At 72.3% G+C, this 21,899-nt stretch carries 24 protein-coding genes and 1 pseudogene; 13 read left to right on the top strand and 12 right to left on the bottom strand.

Going from position 1 to position 21,899, the window contains the following annotated elements; genetic code table 11:
• Positions 1–6 precede the first annotated feature (6 nt).
• Together BJ965_RS18170 and BJ965_RS18165 are read right to left on the bottom strand one after the other, a co-directional pair.
• Positions 7–1,455: a DEAD/DEAH box helicase gene (locus BJ965_RS18170; protein WP_184909626.1), complete on the bottom strand. Its 1,449-nt coding sequence runs from the start codon at positions 1,453–1,455 to the stop codon at positions 7–9.
• A 152-nt stretch (positions 1,456–1,607) separates the two neighbouring features.
• Complete coding sequence (locus BJ965_RS18165; protein ID WP_030846597.1) at positions 1,608–1,811, bottom strand: cold-shock protein; 204 nt, start codon at positions 1,809–1,811, stop codon at positions 1,608–1,610.
• A 195-nt stretch (positions 1,812–2,006) separates the two neighbouring features.
• On the opposite strand from BJ965_RS18165, the gene BJ965_RS18160 reads away from it, so the two are divergent.
• Together BJ965_RS18160 and BJ965_RS40170 are read left to right on the top strand one after the other, a co-directional pair.
• Positions 2,007–2,735 (top strand): MMPL family transporter, encoded by a 729-nt coding sequence (locus BJ965_RS18160; RefSeq protein ID WP_376777925.1) that lies wholly within the window; start codon positions 2,007–2,009, stop codon positions 2,733–2,735.
• Positions 2,665–2,820: pseudogene (locus tag BJ965_RS40170) on the top strand (LuxR C-terminal-related transcriptional regulator); the annotation flags it as partial. The gene BJ965_RS18160 and the pseudogene BJ965_RS40170, both read left to right, overlap by 71 nt.
• Before the next feature lie 111 nt (positions 2,821–2,931).
• On the opposite strand, the gene BJ965_RS18150 reads toward BJ965_RS40170, so the two are convergent.
• The 4 genes from BJ965_RS18150 to BJ965_RS18135 all read right to left on the bottom strand — a co-directional run bounded on the left by BJ965_RS18150 (position 2,932) and on the right by BJ965_RS18135 (position 6,314).
• Entirely contained in the window at positions 2,932–4,110 is a 1,179-nt protein-coding gene (locus tag BJ965_RS18150) for a serine hydrolase domain-containing protein (RefSeq protein WP_184909625.1), read from the bottom strand.
• Between the two features lie 96 nt (positions 4,111–4,206).
• Positions 4,207–4,917: a response regulator gene (locus tag BJ965_RS18145; RefSeq protein WP_184909624.1), complete on the bottom strand. Its 711-nt coding sequence runs from the start codon at positions 4,915–4,917 to the stop codon at positions 4,207–4,209.
• Positions 4,914–6,086, bottom strand: coding sequence for a sensor histidine kinase (locus BJ965_RS18140; RefSeq protein WP_184909623.1), 1,173 nt, complete (start codon positions 6,084–6,086; stop codon positions 4,914–4,916). The genes BJ965_RS18145 and BJ965_RS18140 overlap by 4 nt, the downstream gene beginning before the upstream one ends.
• Before the next feature lie 63 nt (positions 6,087–6,149).
• Positions 6,150–6,314, bottom strand: a complete 165-nt coding sequence (locus tag BJ965_RS18135) for a hypothetical protein (protein ID WP_246545924.1) — start codon at positions 6,312–6,314, stop codon at positions 6,150–6,152.
• A gap of 76 nt (positions 6,315–6,390) precedes the next feature.
• On the opposite strand from BJ965_RS18135, the gene BJ965_RS18130 reads away from it, so the two are divergent.
• The 5 genes from BJ965_RS18130 (at position 6,391) to BJ965_RS18110 (ending at position 11,063) form a co-directional block, all read left to right on the top strand.
• Positions 6,391–7,302 (top strand): LysR family transcriptional regulator, encoded by a 912-nt coding sequence (locus tag BJ965_RS18130; protein ID WP_184909622.1) that lies wholly within the window; start codon positions 6,391–6,393, stop codon positions 7,300–7,302.
• A gap of 154 nt (positions 7,303–7,456) precedes the next feature.
• Positions 7,457–8,626: a CaiB/BaiF CoA transferase family protein gene (locus BJ965_RS18125; RefSeq protein WP_184909621.1), complete on the top strand. Its 1,170-nt coding sequence runs from the start codon at positions 7,457–7,459 to the stop codon at positions 8,624–8,626.
• Positions 8,627–8,648: 22 nt separating this feature from the next.
• A complete protein-coding gene (locus BJ965_RS18120) occupies positions 8,649–9,425 on the top strand; it encodes a crotonase/enoyl-CoA hydratase family protein (RefSeq protein ID WP_184909620.1) in 777 nt (258 codons plus the stop codon).
• A 7-nt stretch (positions 9,426–9,432) separates the two neighbouring features.
• Positions 9,433–10,179, top strand: a complete 747-nt coding sequence (locus BJ965_RS18115; protein ID WP_184909619.1) for an acetoacetate decarboxylase — start codon at positions 9,433–9,435, stop codon at positions 10,177–10,179.
• Positions 10,176–11,063 carry a 3-hydroxyacyl-CoA dehydrogenase NAD-binding domain-containing protein gene (locus tag BJ965_RS18110; RefSeq protein WP_184909618.1) on the top strand — a complete coding sequence of 296 codons (888 nt, stop codon included), beginning with the start codon at positions 10,176–10,178 and terminating at the stop codon, positions 11,061–11,063. Before BJ965_RS18115 ends, BJ965_RS18110 begins: the two co-directional genes overlap by 4 nt.
• Before the next feature lie 33 nt (positions 11,064–11,096).
• On the opposite strand, the gene BJ965_RS18105 is transcribed toward BJ965_RS18110, so the two are convergent.
• Positions 11,097–11,783, bottom strand: coding sequence for a TetR/AcrR family transcriptional regulator (locus tag BJ965_RS18105; protein ID WP_184909617.1), 687 nt, complete (start codon positions 11,781–11,783; stop codon positions 11,097–11,099).
• Between the two features lie 106 nt (positions 11,784–11,889).
• Here BJ965_RS18105 and BJ965_RS18100 point away from each other — a divergent pair, with 106 nt between their 5' ends.
• Positions 11,890–12,924, top strand: coding sequence for a medium chain dehydrogenase/reductase family protein (locus BJ965_RS18100; protein ID WP_184909616.1), 1,035 nt, complete (start codon positions 11,890–11,892; stop codon positions 12,922–12,924).
• Between the two features lie 53 nt (positions 12,925–12,977).
• A complete protein-coding gene (locus BJ965_RS18095; protein WP_184909615.1) occupies positions 12,978–13,640 on the top strand; it encodes an SRPBCC family protein in 663 nt (220 codons plus the stop codon).
• Here the strand turns inward: BJ965_RS18095 and BJ965_RS18090 are convergent.
• Complete coding sequence (locus BJ965_RS18090; protein WP_184909614.1) at positions 13,634–13,909, bottom strand: hypothetical protein; 276 nt, start codon at positions 13,907–13,909, stop codon at positions 13,634–13,636. The genes BJ965_RS18095 and BJ965_RS18090 overlap by 7 nt on opposite strands.
• A complete protein-coding gene (locus tag BJ965_RS18085; protein WP_184909613.1) occupies positions 13,906–14,739 on the bottom strand; it encodes a phytanoyl-CoA dioxygenase family protein in 834 nt (277 codons plus the stop codon). The genes BJ965_RS18090 and BJ965_RS18085 overlap by 4 nt, the downstream gene beginning before the upstream one ends.
• A 70-nt stretch (positions 14,740–14,809) precedes the next feature.
• Here BJ965_RS18085 and BJ965_RS18080 point away from each other — a divergent pair, with 70 nt between their 5' ends.
• The 4 genes from BJ965_RS18080 to BJ965_RS18065 all read left to right on the top strand — a co-directional run bounded on the left by BJ965_RS18080 (position 14,810) and on the right by BJ965_RS18065 (position 18,600).
• Positions 14,810–15,595: an AraC family transcriptional regulator gene (locus tag BJ965_RS18080; RefSeq protein WP_184909612.1), complete on the top strand. Its 786-nt coding sequence runs from the start codon at positions 14,810–14,812 to the stop codon at positions 15,593–15,595.
• Positions 15,596–16,037: 442 nt separating this feature from the next.
• The gene (locus BJ965_RS18075; RefSeq protein ID WP_184909611.1) at positions 16,038–16,481 is read left to right on the top strand and encodes a hypothetical protein; all 444 of its coding nucleotides are present in this window, start codon (positions 16,038–16,040) and stop codon (positions 16,479–16,481) included.
• A 33-nt stretch (positions 16,482–16,514) separates the two neighbouring features.
• Positions 16,515–17,648, top strand: a complete 1,134-nt coding sequence (locus BJ965_RS18070; RefSeq protein WP_184909610.1) for an FAD-dependent oxidoreductase — start codon at positions 16,515–16,517, stop codon at positions 17,646–17,648.
• 379 nt (positions 17,649–18,027) lie between these two features.
• Positions 18,028–18,600 carry a CGNR zinc finger domain-containing protein gene (locus BJ965_RS18065; RefSeq protein ID WP_184917282.1) on the top strand — a complete coding sequence of 191 codons (573 nt, stop codon included), beginning with the start codon at positions 18,028–18,030 and terminating at the stop codon, positions 18,598–18,600.
• Here the strand turns inward: BJ965_RS18065 and BJ965_RS18060 are convergent.
• The 3 genes from BJ965_RS18060 to BJ965_RS18050 form a co-directional block, all read right to left on the bottom strand.
• Complete coding sequence (locus BJ965_RS18060) at positions 18,578–18,865, bottom strand: DUF4190 domain-containing protein (RefSeq protein ID WP_184909609.1); 288 nt, start codon at positions 18,863–18,865, stop codon at positions 18,578–18,580. The two genes, BJ965_RS18065 and BJ965_RS18060, sit on opposite strands and share 23 nt — an antisense overlap.
• Positions 18,866–18,987: 122 nt before the next feature.
• On the bottom strand, positions 18,988–19,584 hold the full coding sequence (locus BJ965_RS18055) for a TetR/AcrR family transcriptional regulator (protein ID WP_184909608.1): 597 nt from the start codon (positions 19,582–19,584) through the stop codon (positions 18,988–18,990).
• A 20-nt stretch (positions 19,585–19,604) separates the two neighbouring features.
• Positions 19,605–21,665 carry a galactose-binding domain-containing protein gene (locus BJ965_RS18050; protein ID WP_184909607.1) on the bottom strand — a complete coding sequence of 687 codons (2,061 nt, stop codon included), beginning with the start codon at positions 21,663–21,665 and terminating at the stop codon, positions 19,605–19,607.
• Between the last annotated feature and the right edge of the window lie 234 nt (positions 21,666–21,899).

Raw genomic sequence — 21,899 nt, 5'->3', positions numbered from 1 at the left:
GCCGGTTCAGCGGCGGCGGCCCCGGGGCGGCCTGCTCCGCCGTCCGTTCGGGGCGGAACCCGTGCGCGCCGCGGGCTTCTCGGCGGGCGGCGGGGTGATGACGACGGGCACGCCGGAGGGCTCCTGCGCCCCGGTGATGCGGTTCAGCTCGTCTTCGCCCGAGCGGACCCGGGTGATCTGCGGGGTGATCCCGGCATCGGCCATCAGCCGGGTCATCTCACGCCGCTGGTGGGGCAGGACCAGCGTGACGACCGTGCCGGACTCGCCGGCGCGTGCCGTACGGCCGCCGCGGTGCAGGTAGTCCTTGTGGTCGCCGGGCGGGTCCACGTTGACGACCAGGTCGAGGTTGTCGACGTGGATGCCGCGGGCGGCGACGTTGGTGGCCACCAGGACCGTGACCTGACCGTCCTTGAAACGGGCCAGGGTCTTGGTCCGCTGCGACTGGGACTTGCCGCCGTGCAGGGCCATGGCGCGCACGCCGACGGCGAGCAGCTTCTTGGCCAGCCGGTCGGCGGCGTGCTTGGTGTCGAGGAACATGATCACGCGTCCGTCGCGGGCGGCGATCCGGGTCGTGGTGGCGTGCTTGTCGTCGTCCTCCACGTGCAGCAGGTGGTGCTCCATCGTGGTGACCGCGCCCGCGGACGGGTCGACGGAGTGCACGACCGGGTCGTGCAGGTAGGTGCGGACCAGCCGGTCGACGTTGCGGTCGAGGGTGGCGGAGAAGAGCATCCGCTGGCCGCCGGGGCGCACCTGGTCGAGCAGGGCGGTGACCTGCGGCATGAAGCCCATGTCGGTCATCTGGTCGGCCTCGTCGAGGACGGTGATGTCGACGTGGTCCAGGCGGCAGTCGCCTCGGTCTATGAGGTCCTTGAGCCGTCCGGGCGTGGCGACGACCACCTCGGCGCCGGTGCGCAGCGCGTTCGCCTGCCGGCCGATCGGCATGCCGCCGACCACGGTGGTGAGCCGCAGCCGCAGCGCGCGGGCGAACGGGGTGAGGGCGTCGGTGACCTGCTGGGCCAGTTCGCGGGTGGGGACGAGGACGAGGCCCAGGGGCTGCCGGGCCTCGGCCCGCCGTCCGTCGACGCGGGCCAGCAGGGCGAGCCCGAAGGCGAGGGTCTTGCCGGAGCCGGTGCGCCCGCGGCCGAGCACGTCCCGGCCGGCCAGGGAGTTCGGCAGGGTCGCCGCCTGGATCGGGAACGGCGCGGTCAGGCCCTCGGCGCGCAGCGCGGCCAGCAGCCGCTCGGGCAGGTCGAGTTCGTCGAACGCCTCGACGGCCGGCAGCGCCGGGGTGACGGTGGCGGGCGGTGCGAACTCCCGGCTGGGCGCGGGGCGGCGCCCGCCGCGACCGCCGCCCGCGGGGCGGGAGGCGGTGCCTGCGCCGCCCGACTTACGGGAGCGGAACCCGTTGCCGCGGGAGTGGGGGGAGCCATTGCTCCTGCGAGCCGTGCGGTCCATGAGGGAACCTTCCTCGATGCGGCACGCGTCGAGGAATGCGCGACGGCATCGAAGAGCCGCGGGATTCGCAAGAGTTGAGCCGGATTGGAACAAAACGAGCCGAGGCCCGCACCGCGAGGGTGCGGGCCCCGGTCAGGGCATTCGCGTACGCGTCAGGCGGGAACGATGTTCTCGGCCTGCGGGCCCTTCTGGCCCTGCGTGACGTCGAAGGTAACCTTCTGGCCTTCCTGAAGCTCGCGGAAGCCAGAGGTGGCGATGTTCGAGTAGTGGGCGAAGACGTCCGGGCCGCCACCCTCCTGCTCGATGAAGCCGAAGCCCTTTTCCGCGTTGAACCACTTCACGGTGCCAGTTGCCATGTGTATCTCCCTTGAGGGGCAGTACCCGAGACCTGCACTTTGCCGATTCGGGGTCGCTGAAATGATCACCCTCCGGAGAGATTCGAAAATCCTCGGATAACAAAAAGAGTGCTCGTCGACGAAGGTCGAAAGAGCACTCGAAGTCTCTGGGAACCAAAACTGCAACGCCAACCAAGGTAGCACAAGCAGCGACGGATGGCTCGGGAATCTCGTACTCGAGATGGAGCTGCCCGTCCGCACGTACCGCGTTCTCAGTGCCGGAGAGTGTCGGCGGGCGCACGACGACGGGACGACCCGCTCTGTATCGAGTGGGCCGTCTGGCCTTCCGGCGCCGCTGGTACGTCGCCCTGGTCCGGGCGGCCGTCCTGGCCGCCGTGGGGCTGGGCTGGCTCCCTCAAGGCACCGGGCGCCGTCGACGAGGAGTTCTCGATGCCCGGCATCGAGTCCCGGAAGGCGTTCGACCTGATGGAGCAGCGCTTCCCCGGGGCCACGGCCGACGGCGCGACGGCCAGGGTCGTCTTCATCGCGCCGGGCGGCGAGAAGGCCACGGCCGCCGGGAACCGGGAGGCCGTCGAGAAGGCCGTGGCCGGACGCGGCGGCGGCACGCGGGTCGCGAGCGCCGTCGGCCCGTTCCGGGCGAGGACGGTCGGCCAGGACGGCACGACGGCCTTCGCGACGGTCACCTACAAGGTCGGCGCCCACGACCTCACCGACGCCGCCCGCGGCCCACCTGGAGCGGACCACCGAGCGGGCCCGGGACTCCGGGCTGACCGTCGAGGGGGGAGGCACCGCACTGGCCGGCGAGGCCCTCCTCTCGCCCGTCGCCACCCGCACCCTCATCACCCGCTTCCTGATGGCGCCCGCCTCCGGAGCCGGGCTCGCGCCCCCGGAGCGCCTCGCCGGCCTGGCGGTCCGGGAACGTGAGGCGATGGAGCCGGCCGCGGCGGGCCGGTCCAACACGGAGATCGCCGAGGACCTCACGCTGAGCCCGCTGACCGTCCGCACGCACATCCACCGGGCCATGACCAAGCTGCCCGCCCGGGACCGCGCCCAGCTGGTCGTCATCGCGTACCAAGACGGGGCTGGTGCGGGCGGCACCGCCGGCGACCTGAGCGGTCCGCTACGGCCTGCCGTAGGCCGCCACCATGATGTTCTCGGTGGTCCGGTTCATGTCCTGGCCCTTGGCGTCGGTGGAGTTGACGCTGTAGACGAGGATGCGCGAGCCGTTGCGGGTGGAGGCGATGGCGGTGTTGTACCCCCAGCGCCCGCCGGTCTTGCCCCAGACCTCGCGCCCGCCCAGCACCTTCATGGACAGGCCGACGGAGTAGGCGGCCCGTTTCCCGGTCCTGAAGTCGGTCACCTCGGGCAGCGTGAACATCTCCTCCAGCAGCGGCCCGCGCACGATCCGCCCCCGGAACAGGGCGCGGGTGAACGTCTCCAGGTCCGCGGTGGTCGAGACGATGTTCCCGGCCGCCCACGCGTCCGTCGCCCCCCACACGCTGACGTCCCGGAGCCCGGTCGTGCCGTCGTCGAGGCGCATCGTCTGGTAGCCGTGGTTGTGCGGCCCGGTGATGCGCGGGTTCGTCCCCGGGAAGTAGGTGTCCCGCAGCCCCAGCGGCCCGAGCACCCGACGGGCGACCTGACGCTCGTAGGAGTCGCGGGTGACGCGCTCGATGAGCAGGCCGGCGACGGTGTAGCCGATGTTGAGGTAGTGCTGCCGCTCGCCCGGCGCGAACTCGGGGCTCTTCGACGTCGCCGAGCGGACCATGTCCCGGGGGTCGTACACCCGGAAGCGGTTGGCGTACGCCTCCTCGACGGTGGTGCCGGGGAAGTCGGGGGCGGGGATGCCGTGGGTGTGGTCGAGGAGCTGCCGGACGGTGACGCCCGCGTACGGCGCCGGGATCAGTTCCGGCAGATAGGAGCGGGCACTGCGGTCCAGGTCCAGGCGTCCCTCCTCGGCCAGTTGCAGGGCGACCGCGGCGGTGAAGACCTTGGTGACGGACCCGGCGCGGAAGCGGGCGGCGGGATCGGCGGGCCGGCCGCTCCGCAGGTCGTGGACGCCCGAACTGCCGTGCCAGGTGCCCTTCTTGCCGCCGACCCGTACGAGGGCGGCGGTGGTGTCGGCGTTGGGAAGGCCGGCGAGGGCGGCTTCGAGGGCGGCATTCGGGGACGGCCCCGTGGTGGACCGCGCTGCCGTCGGCGCGGCCGGGGCGGAGGCGGTGGCCGGGAGCACGGACGGCCCGGCGGCGATGCCCACGACGAGCACGGCGGCGGTCAGCAGGCTGGTACGGGTCTTCAAAGCGAACTCCGTCGAGGAGAAGGGGCGTTGGGTGACGTCCCTATCCTCCGGAGCCGGGCCGCCGCGCGGATCGCCCCCGCCGGTGGTCTTGCGGGGTCACTTCCTCGCCGGCGCGGGGGAGGGCCCGGCCCGGTCCGCTCCCCCGGGCGGGGGATCCCCGGCGGCGACGAGCCCGGTCTCGTAGGCGCAGATCACGGCCTGGATCCGGTCCCTGAGGCCCAGCTTCGCGAGCACGTTGCCGACATGCGTCTTGACGGTGTGGTCGCTCACCACCAGCTCGGCGGCGATCTCGGCGTTCGACAGGCCTCGCGCGAGCAGCAGCAGCGTCTCGCGCTCCCGGGCGGTCAGGACGTCCAGCCGGGGATCGGGACGGCGGGACCGGGCGGCGGGGCGGGTGTACTGCTCCACCAGACGCCGGGCGACGGAGGGGGCGAGCAGCGAGTCGCCCCGGGCGACGACCCGCACGGCGTGCACGAGATCGTCCCGGCGGACGTCCTTGAGCAGGAAGCCGCTCGCGCCCGCGTGCAGCGCCTCGTACACGTACTCGTCGGAGTCGAAGGTCGTCAGCATCACCGTCCGGCAGTCGCCCGCGGCGCTGATCGCACGGCAGGCCTCGATGCCGTCCACGCGGGGCATCCGGATGTCGAGCAGCGCCACATCGGGCGCGTGCCGCCGCACCGCGTCGACGGCCTCGGCGCCGTCACCCGCCTCGGCGACGACCTCGATGTCCGGCTGCACGTCCAGGATCATCGCGAAGCCGCTGCGCACCAGCTCCTGGTCGTCGGCGACCACGACCCGGATCGTCACGCTCCCGCCTCCGCCGCCGCGGGGACGGGAATCCGCACCCGCACCTCGAACCCGCGCCCGCCCGCGCCCGGCCCGGTGACCGCGCCGCCCCCGTGGGCCGCGGCCCGTTCCCGTATCCCGACGAGCCCGTGCCCGCCGCGACGGGGCACGGCGTGCGGCCCCCGCCCGTCATCGCTCACGGTGACCTCCAACTCACAAGCCGAGTACGTCAATTGAATCTGTGCGCTGTGTGCGTCCGCATGCTTGAGGGTATTGGTCAGGGCCTCCTGCACCACCCGGAAGACGGTGGCGCCGACGCCCGCGGAGACGGGCCGGACGTCCCCCACGGCCCGGTACGTCACGTCGAGCCCGCTCCCGCGCACCCGGTCGAGCAGTCCGGGCAGTGCGGCGAGGCCGGGCTGCGGCTCGCGCGGGGCGGTGCCGTCGCTCCCGGCACCGTCGTCCCGCAGCACCCCCAGCATGTGCCGCAACTGCGCCATGGCGTCCCGCCCGGCCGCGGAGATGGCGTCGAAGGCCGCCTCGGCCCGCTCGGGCGCGGCACGCACGGCCACCGGTCCGGCCTCGGCCTGCACGATCATCAGGCTGACGGCGTGGGAGAGGATGTCGTGCATCTCCCGTGCGATCCGGGCCCGTTCGCGTGCCGCGGCCTGCTCGGCCTCGACGCGGTGGGCCCGCTGCCGGGCGTCGGTGAGCCGCCCGAAGACATAGGCGGCCGCGAACACGAAGAGGGAGAAGGTCAGTTCGCGTGCCGACCGGGTGTTGAGCCACACCCCCACCGGCACGGCGACCGCCAGCACCAGCCCGGTGACGAGCCGTTCGCGCGGGGCCGACAGCGCGGCGACGGTGTAGACGACGACGAGTCCGGTGTACGGCAGCGGCTGCCCGGGGCCGTCGACGGTCAGCCGGTACAGCAGGTTCGCGGCCAGCACCGCGAACAGCACGGCGACGGGAGCACGCCTGCGCCAGACCAGCGGCAGCACGGTGAGGGTGCTCATCCCGTACGCGGCCCAGCTCGCCGGCGGCAGCCCGGGTGCGCGCGGCACCAGGAAGGGCATGGTCATGGCGCCCTGGACGAGCAGTGCGACGCCGATGTCGGCCAGGAGCGGATGGTCCGCCGCGAGCACCCGCCCCCGCTCCCACCGCCCGCGCAGTTCCCCGCGTATGCCCATGGCGACGAACGCCCCCCGTCTCGTGCGGCCCGATCGTCCGAAACGGTAACGGGGCGGGCCGGCTCAGTCGCCGGGTGCGCGGCAGGAGACCTGCCGGCGGGCGGCCTCGTCGATCTCGTCGAGGGTGAGCAAGGGGGTGGCCCGGGTCTGAAGGGCGCCGCCGGCTTCGAGGGTGTTTCTCGACCGCCACCGCCAGGTGCGGGGCTCCTTCCCGTGGGACCCCTTCATCACGATCGGAAACGCGTGACGCCCGGGCGTCGGCAGGGCAGCGGGGGGTGCGGCCGCAGCGGCTAGGCTGAACGCCGTGGAGCTCCTGCACCTGCGCTACTTCCTCGCCGTCGCCCAAGAGCTGAACTTCTCCACCGCGGCCCGCAAACTGCACATGGCGGCCTCCCCGTTGAGCCGGCGGATCAAGGACCTCGAGAACGAGGTCGGGCACCGGCTGTTCGACCGGGACACCCACCGTGTGCGGCTCACCCCGGCCGGCAACGCGCTGGTGCCGATCGCGCGCGGGGTGCTGGAGCAGGTCGACTCCATCCGGTGGCGGCTGGACGAGACGGCCCGGCCGCGGCGGACCACCCTGCTGCTCGGCGTTCCCAGTGGCGTCCATCCCGACCTTCGGGAGCGGATGGACGCCCTCGCCGAGCGGGTCGGCGACCGGTTCGAGATCAAACGCTGGCCCGGCGGCACCGACCGGCTCGTGGACGCGGTGTGCGACGGCAGGCTTGCGCTGACCCTGGCCCGGCTCCCGGCCGGCGGCGACCCGGCGCTGGAGCAGATGCCGGTGATGTCGGAGCGGCTCGGCGCGGTCGTGCCCCGGGACCGGTTCGCGGGACGCGAGTCCGTCGCCCTCGCGGAACTGGCCGAGCTCGCCTACGCCGGCTCCCCGACGGCCGTGACCAACGCGTACTTCCGTGGCCTCGACCAGCAGCTCGCCGAACTCGGCATCAGGAAGCGCGTCGAACTGGGCAGTGCCACCTTCGACGGGGTCTCCGAAATAGTCTCTGGCGGTATGGCGTTCTCCATTTCCATGCTGGATCCCAGAAGTCCCGTTCAGAATTACCGTCTCGACAACGTCGTGGTCCTTCCCTTCTCCGATTTCCACCCCCGTCTCGAGACCGGCCTGATCTGGCGCAAGGACCGGGCACGCGGCGGTGACCTGGAAGAAGTCGTGGCGGCGGCCCGCGAGGTGTTCGCCCAACCGCTCCACTCATAATCACCTGAAAATCTTCACGAAAAGCGGTATGACCACTGCGGTCATACCGCTTTTCGCTATTCGGTCACTCCATTTGTTTCCGTTCGCCGCGCTTATCGCGCTAACTTAGTTTCCAGATACACACACATGGCGAACCGAGGAGTGAAGAAATCCGATGACGGACATCACCGACACCGTCGCCGGCCCGCTGGAGGGCATCCGCGTGATCGACCTCTCGACCGTGGTGATGGGCCCCTACGCCGCCCAGATCCTCGGCGACCTGGGCGCCGACGTGATCAAGATCGAGTCGCCGTCCGACACCGTGCGCACCGGCCACTACCGCACGACCCCGGGTATGACCCCGCTGAACCTCAACGTCAACCGCAACAAGCGCAGCGTGTCCCTCAACCTCAAGGACGACACCGACCGCGAGCGTGCCCTGCGGCTGATCGACACCGCGGACGTGCTGATCACCAACATGCGCCCCGGCGCCCTGCACCGCCTCGGCCTGTCCCACGACGACATCGCCGCCCGCAACCCCGGCCTCGTCTACGCGCACGCCCAGGGCTTCCGCAGCGACTCGGACCGGGCCGGCAACGCCGCCTACGACGAGACCGTGCAGGCCGCCTCCGGCCTGGTCGACATCGCCGACCGGGCGCTCGGCGAGCCCGTCTACCTGCCGACCATCATCGGCGACAAGGTCTCCTCCCTCACCATCGCCTACAGCGTGCTGGCCGCGCTGCTGCACCGGAACAAGACCGGCCAGGGCCAGCTCGTCGAGATCCCGATGACGGACACCCTGATCGCGTTCAACCTGGTCGAGCACCTCGCGGGCCACACCCACGTGCCCGAGACCGGCCCCACCGGCTTCCCGCTGTCCATGCTGAAGGGCCACAAGGCCGTGCGCACCAAGGACGGCCTGGCCTGCGTCATGCCGTACAACCCGCAGAACTACCGGGACTTCCTCACCGCCGCCGGACGCCCCGACCTCGCCGAGGACCCGCGCGTGAACGGCGACGCCATCGACAGCGCCGACCACGAGGACCTGGCCGCGCTCCTGGAGGTCTGCGCCCCGGCGCTGACCACCGAGGAGTGGGCGGAGGTGTGCGCCAAGCACAGCATCCCGATGGCGCCCGTGCTGGAGCTCGACCGCGCCCACGACGACCCCTACGTCCAGGGCGGCCACCTGCTCGACACCGTCGAGCACCCGACCGAGGGCACGGTCCGCACCATCGGCATCCCGCTGCGCTTCTCCGCCACCCCCGGCTCGATCCGCCGCCTCGCACCGGTAGCGGGCCAGGACACCGAGGACGTCCTCGCCGAACTCGACGCCACCGCCCGCTGATCGCCACAGGAGGACGACAGTCATGAGCACCCCCACACCTCCCGTCGTGCGCACCGAACGCATCGGCTCCACCCTGCTGATCACACTGGACCGCCCAGAGGCCCGCAACGCCGTGAACGCGGCGACCGCCACCGCCCTGGCCGCCGCACTCGACGCACTGGAGGCCGACCCCACCCTGCGGGCCGGCGTCCTGACCGGCGAGGGCGGCACGTTCAGCGCCGGCATGGACCTCAAGGCCGCCCTGCGCGGTGAGTCGCCCGAGGTCGAGGGCCGCGGTTTCGGCGGCCTGACCGAGTCCCGGCCGGACAAGCCCCTCATCGCCGCCGTGGAGGGCTTCGCCATGGGCGGCGGCTTCGAACTGGCCCTGGCCTGCGACCTGATCGTCGCCGCCGAGGACGCCCGGTTCGGCCTGCCCGAGGTCAAGCGCGGGCTGATCGCGGCCGGCGGCGGAGTGATCCGGCTTCCCCAGCGCATCCCGCACCACCTCGCGATGGAACTTCTGCTGACCGGCGAGCCCGTCGACGGGCGCCGGGCCGGCGAACTGGGCCTGGCCAACCGGGTCACCGCCCAGGGACAGGCCGTCGCCGAGGCGCTGCGGCTGGCCGAGCGGGTCGCGGACAACGCCCCGCTCGCGCTGGCGGCCGTCAAGCGCGTCGTCCGCGCCGCCGACGGAGCCTCCGACGAGGAGGCCTTCGCCTTCCAGCGCGAGCAGATGAAGCCCCTGATGGCCTCGGACGACGTCCGCGAGGGCATGACCGCCTTCGCCGAGCGCCGCCCGGCACGGTGGACGGGGAGGTGAGCCGGGCATGAGGACCGAGGACGTACGACAGCACCTCACCACCCCGCTCACCAGCCCGGCGTACGCGCCGATGGTCCCGCGGTTCACCGACCGCGAGTACCTCAACGTCGTCTACCGCACCGACCCCGACGCGCTGCGGGCCGTCGTCCCCGAACCGCTTCGGGTGGAGGAGCCGTTGGTCCGGTTCGAGGTCATGAAGATGGGCGACGTCAGCGGCTACGGCCCCTACACCGAGGCCGGCCAGGCGATCCCCGTCGGCTTCGAGGGCGAGCGCGGCGAGTACCTGCACGCGATGTACCTCGACAACTTCCCGGCGACCGCCTCCGGCCGCGAGGTCGCCGCCTACCCGAAGGTCATCGGCTCCCCGGCGCTGTACGTCGACTCCGGCGCGCTCGTCGGCACGCTCGACCACGGCAGTCTGCGGGTCGCCACCGCGACCATGGGCTACAAGCACCACGAGCTGGACCGGCGCCAGGCCGAGGAACAGATCGGCGTGCCGACGTTCATGGTCAAGACCGTCCCCGGCTACGACGGCGTGCCGCGCGTGCAGGAACTCGTCCGCACCCGCATCACCGACCTCACCGTCAAGGGGGCCTGGACCGGCCCGGCCCGGCTCCAGCTGTTCCAGCACGTGCTGGCCCCGCTGGCCGACCTGCCGGTGCTGGAGGTCGTCTCGGCGAGCCACATCCTCACCGACCTGACGCTGTCGGGCGTCGAGCCGGTCCACGACTACCTGAAGGGGGCCGCGTCATGACCCGCGCCTTCCGTACGGCCGCCGTCATCGGCGCCGGGACCATCGGACTGTCCTGGACGGCCCTGTTCGCCGCGCACGGCCTGACCGTCCGGGTGAGCGACCCGCGCGAGGACCTCGCCGAGGCCGTCACCGAGGCCCTGGAGCAGTACGCCCCGCACCTGGCCGCACGGGGTCTGGACGTGACCGGTCTCGCCGACCGGGTGCGCCTCGCCGCCGATGTCACCGACGCGGTCCGGGACGCGGACGTCGTCCAGGAGAACGGCCCCGAACGGGCCGGGTTCAAGAAGGACCTGTTCGCCACCCTCGCCCGTGAGGCCCCGGCCCACGCCCTGCTGCTCAGTTCGTCCTCGGCGATCCCGTCGACCGCGTTCACGGGGGAGCTGGCGGACGAGGACGCCGCCCGCGTGCTGATCGGCCACCCCTTCAACCCGCCGCACCTGGTCCCGCTGGTCGAGGTCGTGCCCGGCGAACGCACCGGCGAGGAAGCCGTCCAGGCCGCGCTGGACTTCTACACCTCGGTCGGCCGCACCCCGGTCGTCGAACGCAAGGAGATCCCCGGCTTCGTAGGCAACCGCCTGCAGAACGCGCTCAGCCGCGAGGCGGTGTACCTCGTCGACCAGGGCGTGGTCACCCCCGAGGACCTCGACAAGATCATGACCAACTCGCTGGGCCTGCGCTGGGCCACGGTCGGGCCGTTCCTCGGCTCGCACCTGGGCGGCGGGCCGGGCGGCTACCGGCACCTGGTCGCGCACATCGGCGCGTCGATGCAGCGGACGGGGGCGGGCGGCGGCACCCCGCCGCTGACCGGGGAACGACAGGAACGGCTCATCGAAGCCGTTGCGCGGCCGGCGGCGACCTCTACGAGCTGTGCCACGACCTCCTGACCGAGCTCGACGGCTGTGCCGGCCAGACGCGGATCACGGCGCTGATGAAGCGGTACCGGGCGCGGAAGCGGTAGAAGCCAGGGACTCGACCTCGGCGGCGAAGAGCTGCGCCGGGTCGAAGCCCATCCCCCTGAAGTGTCCGGCGAGTTCCAGGGACAGGACGCCGTGCAGCCGGGTCCAGAAGGTCATGGCCCGGTGCAGGGCCGCGGGCGGGGCGGGATGGCCGTCCGCCCACTCCCGGTGCTCTTCGAGGTGGGCGCCGAACGGGGTCGCCGGGGCGTCCCGGTCCACCGTGGCGCAGGCGTCCAGCAGGAGCGCCATGATCTCGGAGGAGATCGCGGTGATGTCGTCGGGCGCGTGGTAGCCGGGCACGGGTGTGCCGTAGATGAGGAAGTACCGGTGCGGGTCCCGCAGGGCCCAGTCCCGCAGGGCGTGCGCGAGGGCCGCCACCTCGGCGCCGTCCTTCGCCGCCGTCGCCGCGATCGTGTCGGCGAGGCTGCGGTAGGCGTCCCGGACCAGCTCCGTGATCAGGTCGTCGCGCCCGCCGTAGTAGCGGTACAGCGCCGGGCCGCTCATCCCCATCTGCTTGGCGATCGCGTTGAGGGACAGCGCGGACGCGCCCGCCGTGGCGATCTGCTCCCAGGCGCGTTCCTTGATCTCCGTACGCACCTGGGCGCGGTAACGCTCGCGGGGGGTCTTCGTGCCGTCGGCCTGCGTCATGGTTAGAGGCTATCACTGAAGTTATTGACAGTCGCTCCCGCTTTGCGTTAGAACCTATAACGAACACAAGGGCTAGTAATCGAAGCGGGCAGCAGCGGAGGTCGTCATGAACAGCACCGGGGAACTCGTCGAGGTCGTCCTGCCGGGTCGGGTGGAGCCCGAGGGGCTCCGGATCCGCCACGGGGCCGTGCCCGCCCCCGGCCCCGGCCAGGTCGTGGTCCGCATGGAGGCGACCGGCGTCTCCTTCGCCGAGCAACAGATGCGGCGCGGCCGCTACTACGACCAGCCGCCCTTCCCGTTCGTCCCCGGCTACGACCTCGTCGGCACGGTGCTGGCGGCCGGCGAGGGTGCCGACCCGGGTCTGACCGGCACCCGGGTGGCCGCGCTGGTGAAGGTCGGCGGCTGGGCCAGCCATGTGCGCGTCGACGCGGCGGACGTCGTACCGGTGCCCGAAGGGGTCGGAGCGGCGGAGGCGGAGACCCTTGTCGTCAACGGCGTCACCGCCTGGCAGATGCTGCACCGCAAGGCCCGCGTCCGCGCCGGGCACACCGTCGTGGTGCACGGCGCGAACGGCGGCGTCGGCTCCGTCCTGGTGCAGCTCGCCCTGGCCGCGGGGGCGCGGGTGATCGGCACGGCGTCCGCACGCCACCACGACGCCCTGCGGGAGCAGGGAGTCGTCCCCGTCGACTACCGCGCCGGGGACGTCGCCGCCCGCATCCGCGCCCTCGCCCCCGGCGGCGTCGACGCCGTCTTCGACCACGTCGGCGGCCGCGGCATCACCGACTCCTGGCGCCTCCTCGCCCCCGGCGGCACCCTCGTCTCCTACGGCAGCGCCTCCACCCGCGACGACGAGGGCTCCAAGCAGTGGTCCGTCCTCAAGCTGCTCTTCCGCGTGTGGATGTGGAACGCGCTGCCCAACCGCCGCCGGGCCTGCTTCTTCAACGTCTGGGCGGGCAGGGCCCTCACCAGGAACCGCTTCCGGTCCCGGCTGCGTGCCGACCTCACCCAGGTCTTCGACGCCCTCCGGCGCGGCGAGGTCACCGCCCGGATCGCCGCGCAACTGCCGCTCGCCCGGGTCTCCGAGGCCATGCGGCTGGCCGAGTCCGGCACGGTCGCCGGAAAGGTCGTCCTCACTCCGTAGCGGGCCGCCACCACCAGCCGCCGAACGACTCACCGACCACCGAGAGGAACACCATGCCCAGCAACGGCCCGTCGTCCACGCCTCGCCGGCAGCCCCGTCCCCGTCTGCGCGCGGTCGCGGTGACGCTCGCCCTCGCCGGCGCCCTCGCCGCCACGGCCCCCACGGCCCGGGCGGCCGACCTCACGGGGGCTTCCCCGTCCCGCTGCGGCGGGCGCGGCGTCGACTCCGCCGCCCTGATCCGCTACGAGTCCGACATCGTGATCAAGGCACCGCTGCGCACGATCTGGAAGCTCCAGACGGACGTCGAACGCTGGCCGTCCTGGCAGCCGCCGGTCACCACGACGGAGCGCCTCGACCCGGGCAGGCTGCGCAAGGGCTCGCGGTTCCGCTGGACGACCCCGGCACCCGCCACGACCCACACCCCCGCCTCCACACTGGAGATCACCTCCACGGTCCGGCAACTGCGGAACCAGGACTGCATCCTGTGGAAGGGCCCCGCGATCGGTGAGGGCCTGCGCATCGACGAGGGCGTCCACCTGTGGACCTTTCGCGAGGTCGAGGGCGGTGTCCGCGTCCACACCGAGGAGACCTGGACCGGCGACCAGGTCGAGGCGGACGTGCCCACCGCGACCGAGGCCCTCGGCCAGGGCCTCGAAGCGTGGCTGCGCGATCTGAAGGCCACCGCCGAAGCGCGCTCCGGCGGCCGCCCTCACTGAGCGACGAGCTTCTCGAAGAAGAACTCGTGCTTGAGGAACGACGTGGTGTGCTCCGCCCCCGGATACGGCGGTACGAGCGGGGCCGCCTGAAAGAGCCGCCAGCCGTCCTCCAGGGCGCCGACCCCTGTCTCGTACGGGGGTTCGTCGCTGTCGCCGGTCGTCGGACGGGTCGAGCCCGTGCCGTCGTAGCGGGCCCAGCCGACGACCTTGGAGTCGAGGGCGGAGGTGTCCAGGTAGAGGACGAGGACCTGCTGCCGGGTGGTGGTCATGCGGTGCTCCTCGGAGAGGCGGGCGCTGCGGGCCGGTTGGTGATGCGGGTGGCCCAGTGGTCGACATCGAAGCCGGGGTCGGCGGACAGGGCGCGCCACAGCAGGATCCGGTTGTGGATCTCCAGCCGGGCGGTGGCCTGCTCGTACCAGGGGAACGTGCGCCGCAACTCCTCGAGCACAGCGGGTGAGTCGGCGTCCCGTGTGTCCCACAGCCGCACCTGGGGCACGGACGGGTTGAAACGGATCTTGTACATGTGGCGGACGGTGTCGCTGTCGTTGCGCCGCCCGCCGTGCCAGATGCCGTGGTGCAGCAGGAGCACGGTGCCGGCCGGGCAGGTCAGCCGGGTCTGGCCGCGCAGGTTCTGGTAGCGGCCGGTGTCGGACTCGTTGGTGCGGCGCAGATGGCTGCCCGGGACGACGAGTGTGCCGCCCATCCCGGCGGTCACCTCCTGCGGGTAGTACATGAGCTGCACGTCGAAGGCGTCGGCCCGCACGTCGATGAGGGCGTCGGCGTGCAACGGCTGGGCACTGCCCTCATGGGGCAGGCGGGTGTGCACGAAGTGGTGGTCGACGGCCGGATCCGGACCCACCAGGCTCTCCAGCGCGCCCGCCACGGCGGGCAGTCCGAGGAGCCGCCGGGCGAAGGAACCCTCGGGGAAGGCCTTCTGCACGGGAGTGCCGTACGGCACGGCGGGCAGTGTCCCGGCGGCGAAGAGTTCGAGCGCCTCCTCGTTCATCTCCGGGGGCACGACGCCGTCGAGGCGCAGGAAACCGTGGGCCGTGAACCGCGCCACCTCGACGGAGCTCAACAGCTGCTGTGTGGTTGGCATGACGCAACCGTAGAAGCGTGAAAGCCCGCGGTCGTGGGGCGTAATCGGCAACCACTGGTAATTTTCCACCATGTCGGCCTTCGTGGAACTGCCCCTCGACCTGCCGCCCGACCGGGTGCACGCGGGCGTGGGCGTGCACGGCTCCGCCGGCCCGCACGAGGTCTTCCGGCTCCCGCACCTGTGGCAGCTCCACCTCTACGGCTACTCCGGCACCCTGGAGTTCGGCGGCGCGCGGCACCCGATCCGCCCCGGGCACCTCAGCCTCGTCCCGCCCGGCACGGAGGTGCACTTCCACTACGGCGCCCCGCGCTGCGAGCACCTCTACGCCCACTTCCGGCTGCCGGGCGACGGGGAGCGGCGCCGGGTCCCGGCGATGCAGGACGCCGGCCCGGAGGCGGCGGTGCTGAGTGCGCTGCTGCGCCGGGCGATCGCGGCGGGCGCGCAGTCCCCGGCCCGTGCCGCCGCGGAACTGTGGACGGTGCTGTGGCGCACGACCGGCCTGGCCGAGGCCACCGAGGCGCCCTCCGGGGCCCGGCATCCGGCGGTGCGGGCGGCCATGGCGCACATCGAGGAGCACCTGGCCGACCCGCTGAGCGTCCCCGGGATCGCCCGGGCCGCCGGGGTGTCCCACACGCACCTGACCCGGCTGTTCCGCGAGAACACCGGGCACACGGTCGTCGGCTACGTACGGCGGCGCCGCATGGAGCGCGCCCGTCATCTGCTCATCGCCTCGACCCTGGCGATCCCGGCCGTCGCGGCGACGGTCGGGATCCCCGACCTCCAGGCCTTCAACAAGACCTGCCGCAAGGAACTGGGTGCGTCGCCGCGTGCCGTGCGGCAGGCCGCGGGCGGGTAGGCGTCGGCAGCCCGTCGCCGCGCTGTCCCGCGGCCCGGTGAGCGGCTGCTGCTGTCCGCCGACTGGGCGCTGACCCGACTGTGGAGCGTCGTCCGCCGTCCGCCGACTGCGCGCCGTCCCGCTGTCCGCCCCCGGCCGACCGCCGACCCGCCGACCCGTCGGCCCCCGGCCGTTCGCCGTCCCGACTGCCGTCCGCCCTCCGTCGTCCCGGCCGCCGCCCCGCCATCCGCCGATCACCCCGCCGACCGGCCCAAGAACGCGCCACCTTCCCACCGTTGAGACGCTGTCGTGCCCCGGCCGGAGGCCCTGGACGCTCGGGGTGGCTGTCCGGATTCGCTGTTTCCCGGGCGGGGGCTTGCTGGCACTCTGGCGAGCACCCCGGGAGCCGGCAGGGGAGACCAGGGGAGAATTCCGTCCAGGAGGACCGGAAGGAAGCGGCAGCATGATCGAGTGGAAGCCTCTGGGCACCGGAGCGACACCCGTACCGCAGCCCGTGGCCACCCCGCTGGTCTGGGCCGGGGCAGGCGGCGGCGCACTGGTGCTGGTGGCGCTCCTCAACACCGCGGTGGGCCCCGACCGGCCGGGACTGGCCCTGCTCGGGCTGTCCCTGCTGGCCGCCCTGCTGGGTCTGTGCGCACGCTTCACGGCCGCCCCCGGCACGGCCCTGCTGTGCTGGCTGTTCCTCAACGGCTTCGCCATACCGCCCGCCGGCGTCCTCACCTGGGCCGGGCATCGCGACACGACCTGGCTGGCCTGCCTGCTCACCGCAGCCCTCATCGGCACGGCCCTGGCCCGTCTCGTCCACGCCCGGGCCGCCTACCGCCGCCTGGCCCCCGGCCGTGCCCGGCCCGACACCGCGACCGGCGACGGACCGTACGATTCCTGACGTAGGGCCGCGCGAACCGAAGGGGCGTCAGACGTGGGGCGGTTACTCGTCATCGGCGGCGGAGCGGCCGGCACCGCGGCGGCGCTCGCCCTGCGCAAGGCCGGGTTCGACGTCGCCGTGTACGAGGCGCATCCGGACGCGGCCGAGGACATCGGCGCGTTCCTCACGCTGGCGAGCAACGGCATGCGCGCCCTCGCCCAGATCGACGCCACCGCCGCGGTCACCGCCCTCGGCTTCCCCTTGACCGGGATGCGGATGCTCGACGGCTCCGGCACGGAGAGGGCGGCCAGGCCCCTCGGGGAAGCGGAGGACCCCGCCCTGCGCTACCGGTGCCTGCGGCGCGGCGACCTCAACACCGCGCTCCAGGCCGAGGCGGCCCGCAGGGGCATCCCCGTCCGGCACGGCGCACGGCTCGTTTCCGTCGACGAACGCCCGGACTCCGTCACGGCGCACTTCGCCGACGGCGCCACCGCGACCGCCGACCTCCTCATCGGCGCCGACGGCCTGCACTCCACCGTCCGCCGTTCGATCGCCCCCACCGCCCGGCCCCGGTACGCGGGCGAGCGGGTCTTCTACGGCCGCACCGCCGACGCCCCCTGCCCCGGAGCGACCGGCGTCATCACCTTCATCCGCGGTGCGTCCGTCGCCTTCGGCCACACGACGTCCCCCGAGGGCGAGACCTACTGGTTCGCCCGCGTCGCCGGCGACCCCTTGACCCCCGAGGAGATCGCGCGGGGCACAGCGGCCCACCACCGCGATCTCCTCGGCCCGCTCCTGCGCGAGGACGCCACCCCCGCCGCCGGCATCGTCGCGGCCACGGCCGACGACATCCTGGTCACCGACGCCACGGAACTGCCGCGGGGAATGCCCTGGCGCTCCGCCCGCTGTCTGCTCATCGGCGACGCGGCCCACGCGGCCTCCCCGGCCACCGGTCAGGGAGCCTCCATGGCCCTGGAGGACGCCGTCATCCTGGCCAAGTCCCTGCGTGACGCACCGGACCGCGACACCGCCCTGACCGCCTACGAGAACCTCCGCCGCCCCCGCGTGGAACACAACATCACCGTCAGCGGCGGCATCTCCCGGGGCACCCACAGCCGCCCGGCCGCACCGGCGCCCCGCCCCGGCGACGGGGAACTGACCGAACAGCTGGAGTGGGGCGGCCGTTGACCCGCGCGCGGTGCGGCAGGGGGTCTCAGGGAGTCGGTCGGCGACAGCCGAGACGGTGACGGCCGTCGTGGTCCACCACTACCGCCGGCGGCTGAGCCTCGCCGACGGCGAGCGCCGTTACGACGCACTGGAGAAGCGGCTCGCCGCCCGCCCCACGATCGGGGTTCCCACCGTCACGCTCGACGCCGAGCGGGACCCCTTCACCGCTCCGGGCGGCGGCACCTCGTACCGGGACAGGTTCACCGGCCTCTACGCGCACCGCACCCTGCCGGGCATCGGGCACAACGTGCCCAGGAGGCGCCGCCTTCGCGCGGGCCGTCGTCGACGCCGACCGCCTCTGAGGCTTGCCGCAGAAATGGTCACCGGTCAGAATGGTGACGTGAACCTCGACCATGTCTTCGTCTGCGGAAACCCGGCACTCGACTTCGCCGCCACCCTCCGAGCCCGCCGTTCGGTGCGCTTCGAGATGTTCGTGACGCCGGAGCGGCTGAATGCCTGGTACGTGGAGTCCGGCCTGGTCGACGCCGTCTCCCCGGGCCAGGAGGCCGACATCGAGCGGGCGAGGGCCGTACGGGAGGCGGTCTACCAACTCGTCACCGCCCGCCGGCTCGGGGAGGAGTACGACGGGGCGTCGCTGACCGTCGTGAACAACGCGGCCCGCACGTCGCCCGCGGTGCCCCAGCTCACCCCGTCGGGGCGCTGGACGCAGGCGACGCCGGACGAGGCCCTCTCCCTGGTGGCGCGGCACGCCGTCGAGCTCCTGAGCGGCCCGGACGTGCCCCTGCTCAAGGAGTGCGGCAACCCGGAGTGCACCCGCACCTACATCGACCGCTCACGGGGCATGCGGCGCCAGTGGTGCGGGATGGACTCCTGCGGCAACAAGATCAAGGCAGCCGCGTACCGCGCCCGCAAGAGGACCGCGACGGACACTAGCCGCCGACGTACCAGCTGAAGCCGCCGTTGCTGCTGGCTATGGCCAGGAGCACCAGCCACAGGACCACGTCGACGATGCCGAGGATGATGCCGGCCTTCGCCATTCCGGCACCGTTCCTGACCGACGCCTGACGACGGGCGACAGCACCGAAGACGATGGCCAGCGGGCCGAGGATGATGTTCAGGAAGAACAGGCCGATGATGCCGCAGCACAGGCTCGCGATCGCCAGGCCGTTGGTGCGCGAACCGGAGGACGCGGCAGAGGAACCGCCGTAACTCGCCATGGAAAACTCCCAGTTGTCGATGGCACGGACCGAACGGGCCGCACTCTCCTCACTTTCGACTTGTTTTGTTCGAATGCCCCTCAGGGCCGTTCCCATGACAACCGATTCGGGAGGGACGCCCGTCAGTTCTCCTGCACCAGCCCGGCGACGTGCGTGACGACCATGTCGAGGACGCCCGTCCAGGCCGTGTCGTCGCCGAGCACGAGATGGCTGAGCGTCAGGCCGTCTGTCATGGCGGCCAGATAGCGGGCCAGGACGGGGACGGGCACCCGCAGGCGCAGCCCCATGGCCTCGCGCAGCTGGTCGATGAGCTCGGTGTACGCCTCGGCGTACAGCTCGTACTGACGGCGCGCCAGATGCTCGAAACCGGGCTGGCGCAGGGCGTACTGCGTGAGTTCGTAGGTGAGCATGTGCTCGTCGGGGTGGGCGCGGACATGGTCCCAGTACGCCTGGAAGCCCGCCCGGACGGTCTCCTCGAGGGTGGCTCTGGGCCGGATGGCCTCCTTCACCACCGTCACGTAGTGCCCGGTGATGGTGGTGATCACGGACTCGATCAGCTGCTGCTTGGAGTCGAAGCAGTAGTGGAAGACGCTCAGCGAGACGCCCGCCTCGGCGGCGATGGACCGGGTCGTCGTCCTGGGGACGCCGTCCCGGGCCATCGCCCTGATCGCCGCTTCGGTGAGCTGTCGCCGCCGCTCGGCGGACGGCAACCGTGCCATGGATCCCCTCTCGTGGCCGGTCAGCCGCTGTGGACGCCGACTTCGTGGAGGGAGTAGCCCCAGCCGGTGCCGCGCTCCAGGCCGTGGACGCGGACGTACCTGGCCGGTGTGCCGGCGAACCGCGCGGTGTCCAGGCCGCCGTCACCGGCGGTGGTGGACCAGGCGGTCCGCCAGTTCTGGCCGTCGGAGGACAGCTCGATCCGGTACGACTTCGCGTACGCCTGCTCCCAGTCGAGGGTGACCCGCCCGACGGTCCGCGCCGAGCCGAGGTCGACCTGGTACCACTGGTCGTCACTCCAGTCGCTGGCCCAGCGGGTACGGCGGTCCCCGTCGACGGCCCGGTTCGGCTGGTGGCTCGTGAACAGGCTCCATTCCGAGGAGCTGGCCGAAGTGGCCGCTCCCGCCGCGAGGTTGACGCCGGCCTTGTGCTTCTCGGAGGCCCCCCAGGTGCCGAGGTAGGACTCCGCGCCCCGGAACAGGTCGTCGACCGTGTCCTGGCCGCCGACCCGGCGGATGTCCTCGATCCAGTCCGGGACGAGGCCGTAGTGGGCGGCGCCGTCGGTGTTCAGGTCCCAGGTGCGCTCGCCGGTGGTCTGCCGGTCGATGACCGACCCGCCGTCGACGCTCGTGAACGGGTAGATGACCTTGTTCGGCGCGTCCGCCCCGCGCGGTCCCGGCCAGCCGCCGACGCCGTTCATGTCGGTGCCGTAGCCGTAGCCCACGCCGTACTTGTCCCGCAGGGCCTCGGTGCGCTTCGCCTCCGCGACGAAGCCCTCCGAGCCGTGCATGTACTGGGCGATGAAACCGCCGAGGGCATAGACCCGCTCGGTCCAGTCCATGTCCATCCAGCTGTGCGAGGAGAGCACGCCGGGGTAGGACTCGGCCTCGAAGATGTCGAGCACCCGGCCGGTGGCCTTGACGCTCATGTGGTCGATCTCCAGCATCATGCCGCGCTTCATCATGCCGCGGACGGCGTACTCGCCGAGATCGGTGAGCCCGCGCACATTGCACCGGGCGTCGGCGCTGTACGACGGGACCTCCTCACCCGCCGGCAGCTTCTTCTCCGCCGCGGGCGCCGCCGCGTTGCCGATGGGGTTGTCGTGCTGCGGGCCCTTGCACGTCTCGGTCTTCCAGTAGGTGCCGGTCGACAGGAACTGCCCGACGTTGATGGCCGTCCCGAGCGAGCCCGAGTCGAAGCGCACCCCGCACAGGGCGTTGTCGAACTTGTGGCACAGGAACATGCTGCGCACGCCCAGCGCGTGGAGCTCGTCGAGCCCCTTGTCGATGTCGGCCTTGCTGCACTGCGCGATGTCCAGGACCTGCTTGCAGCCGAACGGCTCCGACGTCTCGACCCCCATGACCACCGCCAGCTTGCCCTGCTCGATGACCTTGCGGGCCTGCGCGCTGTCGGTGACGACCCGGAACCAGCCCTTGCCGGGCCCGCCGTACATCGTGTCGACGTAGGCCTGCATGTCGTACGTCAGCTTGGCCTGCAGCCGGATGGACGTCATCTCGTCACAGGAGCGGTCCTTGAAGAAGTACACCGAGCAGATCACGCCGTTGGTGACGAGGTCGTTGACCAGCACCCGCTGCCCGCCGCGCCAGGCCCGCTCGATCCAGGCGTAGTAGTTCTGCTGGTGGGTCAGCGAGTCGTGCCGCGGCCAGTCCTTGAAGGTGGGCCAGCCGTTCGGGTCGTGCTTGCCGTCACCGCCGTTGGTGATGAAGTCGAAGATCGCGAGCGAGCCGTCGGGGTAGTGCTCCGGGCAGTCCTTGAGCGCGTCGGCCACGCCCTGCTCGGAGAACGCCTTGCCGCAGATCAGACGGCCGCCGAAGGCCTCGTTGGAGAGGATGTGGTCGTGCGCGTCGACGAACCCGCGCACCTTCCCCTCGGCGTCGGTGCCGGTGAAGGGCTCGCCCGTGACGTTGATCCGGGAGTCCGGCGCGGGCCGTGCGGTCGGGTCCCACCAGTCGTTCCCGGCTGCCGTACTCGGGGTGGGGCCGAGCGCGATCGACAGCACGAGCAGGAGCAGCGACACAACGGTGATGTTCTTGCGGCGGTACGGGCGTCCGGAACTGATCACAGCCCACGTCCCTCGGTCGGGGGTCGCGCGGTCGTCTTGTCATGACCTCGCAAAGCGTGCGACGAGGATCGCCACTGCCGGTGAATGAGTCAAGAGTCCGGGACAGTTGACCTGATGGCCGGGGGGAGGGCCGGTTCACCCGGGGCGGGTTGCGCGGGTGCGGGGGCAACAGCGAACCCCAGGTCGCCGACCCGGGGTTTCGGGAGCGGGTGACAGGATCCCGCCTGCCCTCGC

It is taken from the genome of Streptomyces luteogriseus, from assembly GCF_014205055.1.
GTDB classification, from domain to species: Bacteria; Actinomycetota; Actinomycetes; order Streptomycetales; family Streptomycetaceae; genus Streptomyces; species Streptomyces luteogriseus.
The sequence above is the reverse complement of the archived record's forward strand: the minus strand, read 5'-3'. Positions and strand labels throughout refer to the sequence as shown.

Bases quoted from the DNA above. Each gene is read 5' to 3' on its own strand.
- BJ965_RS18170 (WP_184909626.1), bottom strand. From the start codon at position 1,455: ATGGACCGCACGGCTCGCAGGAGCAATGGCTCCCCCCACTCCCGCGGC.
- BJ965_RS18080 (WP_184909612.1), top strand. From the start codon at position 14,810: ATGTCGGCCTTCGTGGAACTGCCCCTCGACCTGCCGCCCGACCGGGTG.
- BJ965_RS18090 (WP_184909614.1), bottom strand. From the start codon at position 13,909: ATGACCACCACCCGGCAGCAGGTCCTCGTCCTCTACCTGGACACCTCC.
- BJ965_RS18085 (WP_184909613.1), bottom strand. From the start codon at position 14,739: ATGCCAACCACACAGCAGCTGTTGAGCTCCGTCGAGGTGGCGCGGTTC.
- BJ965_RS18110 (WP_184909618.1), top strand. From the start codon at position 10,176: ATGACCCGCGCCTTCCGTACGGCCGCCGTCATCGGCGCCGGGACCATC.
- BJ965_RS18160 (WP_376777925.1), top strand. From the start codon at position 2,007: ATGGCTCGGGAATCTCGTACTCGAGATGGAGCTGCCCGTCCGCACGTA.
- BJ965_RS18165 (WP_030846597.1), bottom strand. From the start codon at position 1,811: ATGGCAACTGGCACCGTGAAGTGGTTCAACGCGGAAAAGGGCTTCGGC.
- BJ965_RS18115 (WP_184909619.1), top strand. From the start codon at position 9,433: ATGAGGACCGAGGACGTACGACAGCACCTCACCACCCCGCTCACCAGC.
- BJ965_RS18100 (WP_184909616.1), top strand. From the start codon at position 11,890: ATGAACAGCACCGGGGAACTCGTCGAGGTCGTCCTGCCGGGTCGGGTG.
- BJ965_RS18060 (WP_184909609.1), bottom strand. From the start codon at position 18,865: ATGGCGAGTTACGGCGGTTCCTCTGCCGCGTCCTCCGGTTCGCGCACC.
- BJ965_RS18140 (WP_184909623.1), bottom strand. From the start codon at position 6,086: ATGGGCATACGCGGGGAACTGCGCGGGCGGTGGGAGCGGGGGCGGGTG.
- BJ965_RS18105 (WP_184909617.1), bottom strand. From the start codon at position 11,783: ATGACGCAGGCCGACGGCACGAAGACCCCCCGCGAGCGTTACCGCGCC.
- BJ965_RS18055 (WP_184909608.1), bottom strand. From the start codon at position 19,584: ATGGCACGGTTGCCGTCCGCCGAGCGGCGGCGACAGCTCACCGAAGCG.
- BJ965_RS18095 (WP_184909615.1), top strand. From the start codon at position 12,978: ATGCCCAGCAACGGCCCGTCGTCCACGCCTCGCCGGCAGCCCCGTCCC.
- BJ965_RS18075 (WP_184909611.1), top strand. From the start codon at position 16,038: ATGATCGAGTGGAAGCCTCTGGGCACCGGAGCGACACCCGTACCGCAG.
- BJ965_RS18135 (WP_246545924.1), bottom strand. From the start codon at position 6,314: ATGAAGGGGTCCCACGGGAAGGAGCCCCGCACCTGGCGGTGGCGGTCG.
- BJ965_RS18120 (WP_184909620.1), top strand. From the start codon at position 8,649: ATGAGCACCCCCACACCTCCCGTCGTGCGCACCGAACGCATCGGCTCC.
- BJ965_RS18125 (WP_184909621.1), top strand. From the start codon at position 7,457: ATGACGGACATCACCGACACCGTCGCCGGCCCGCTGGAGGGCATCCGC.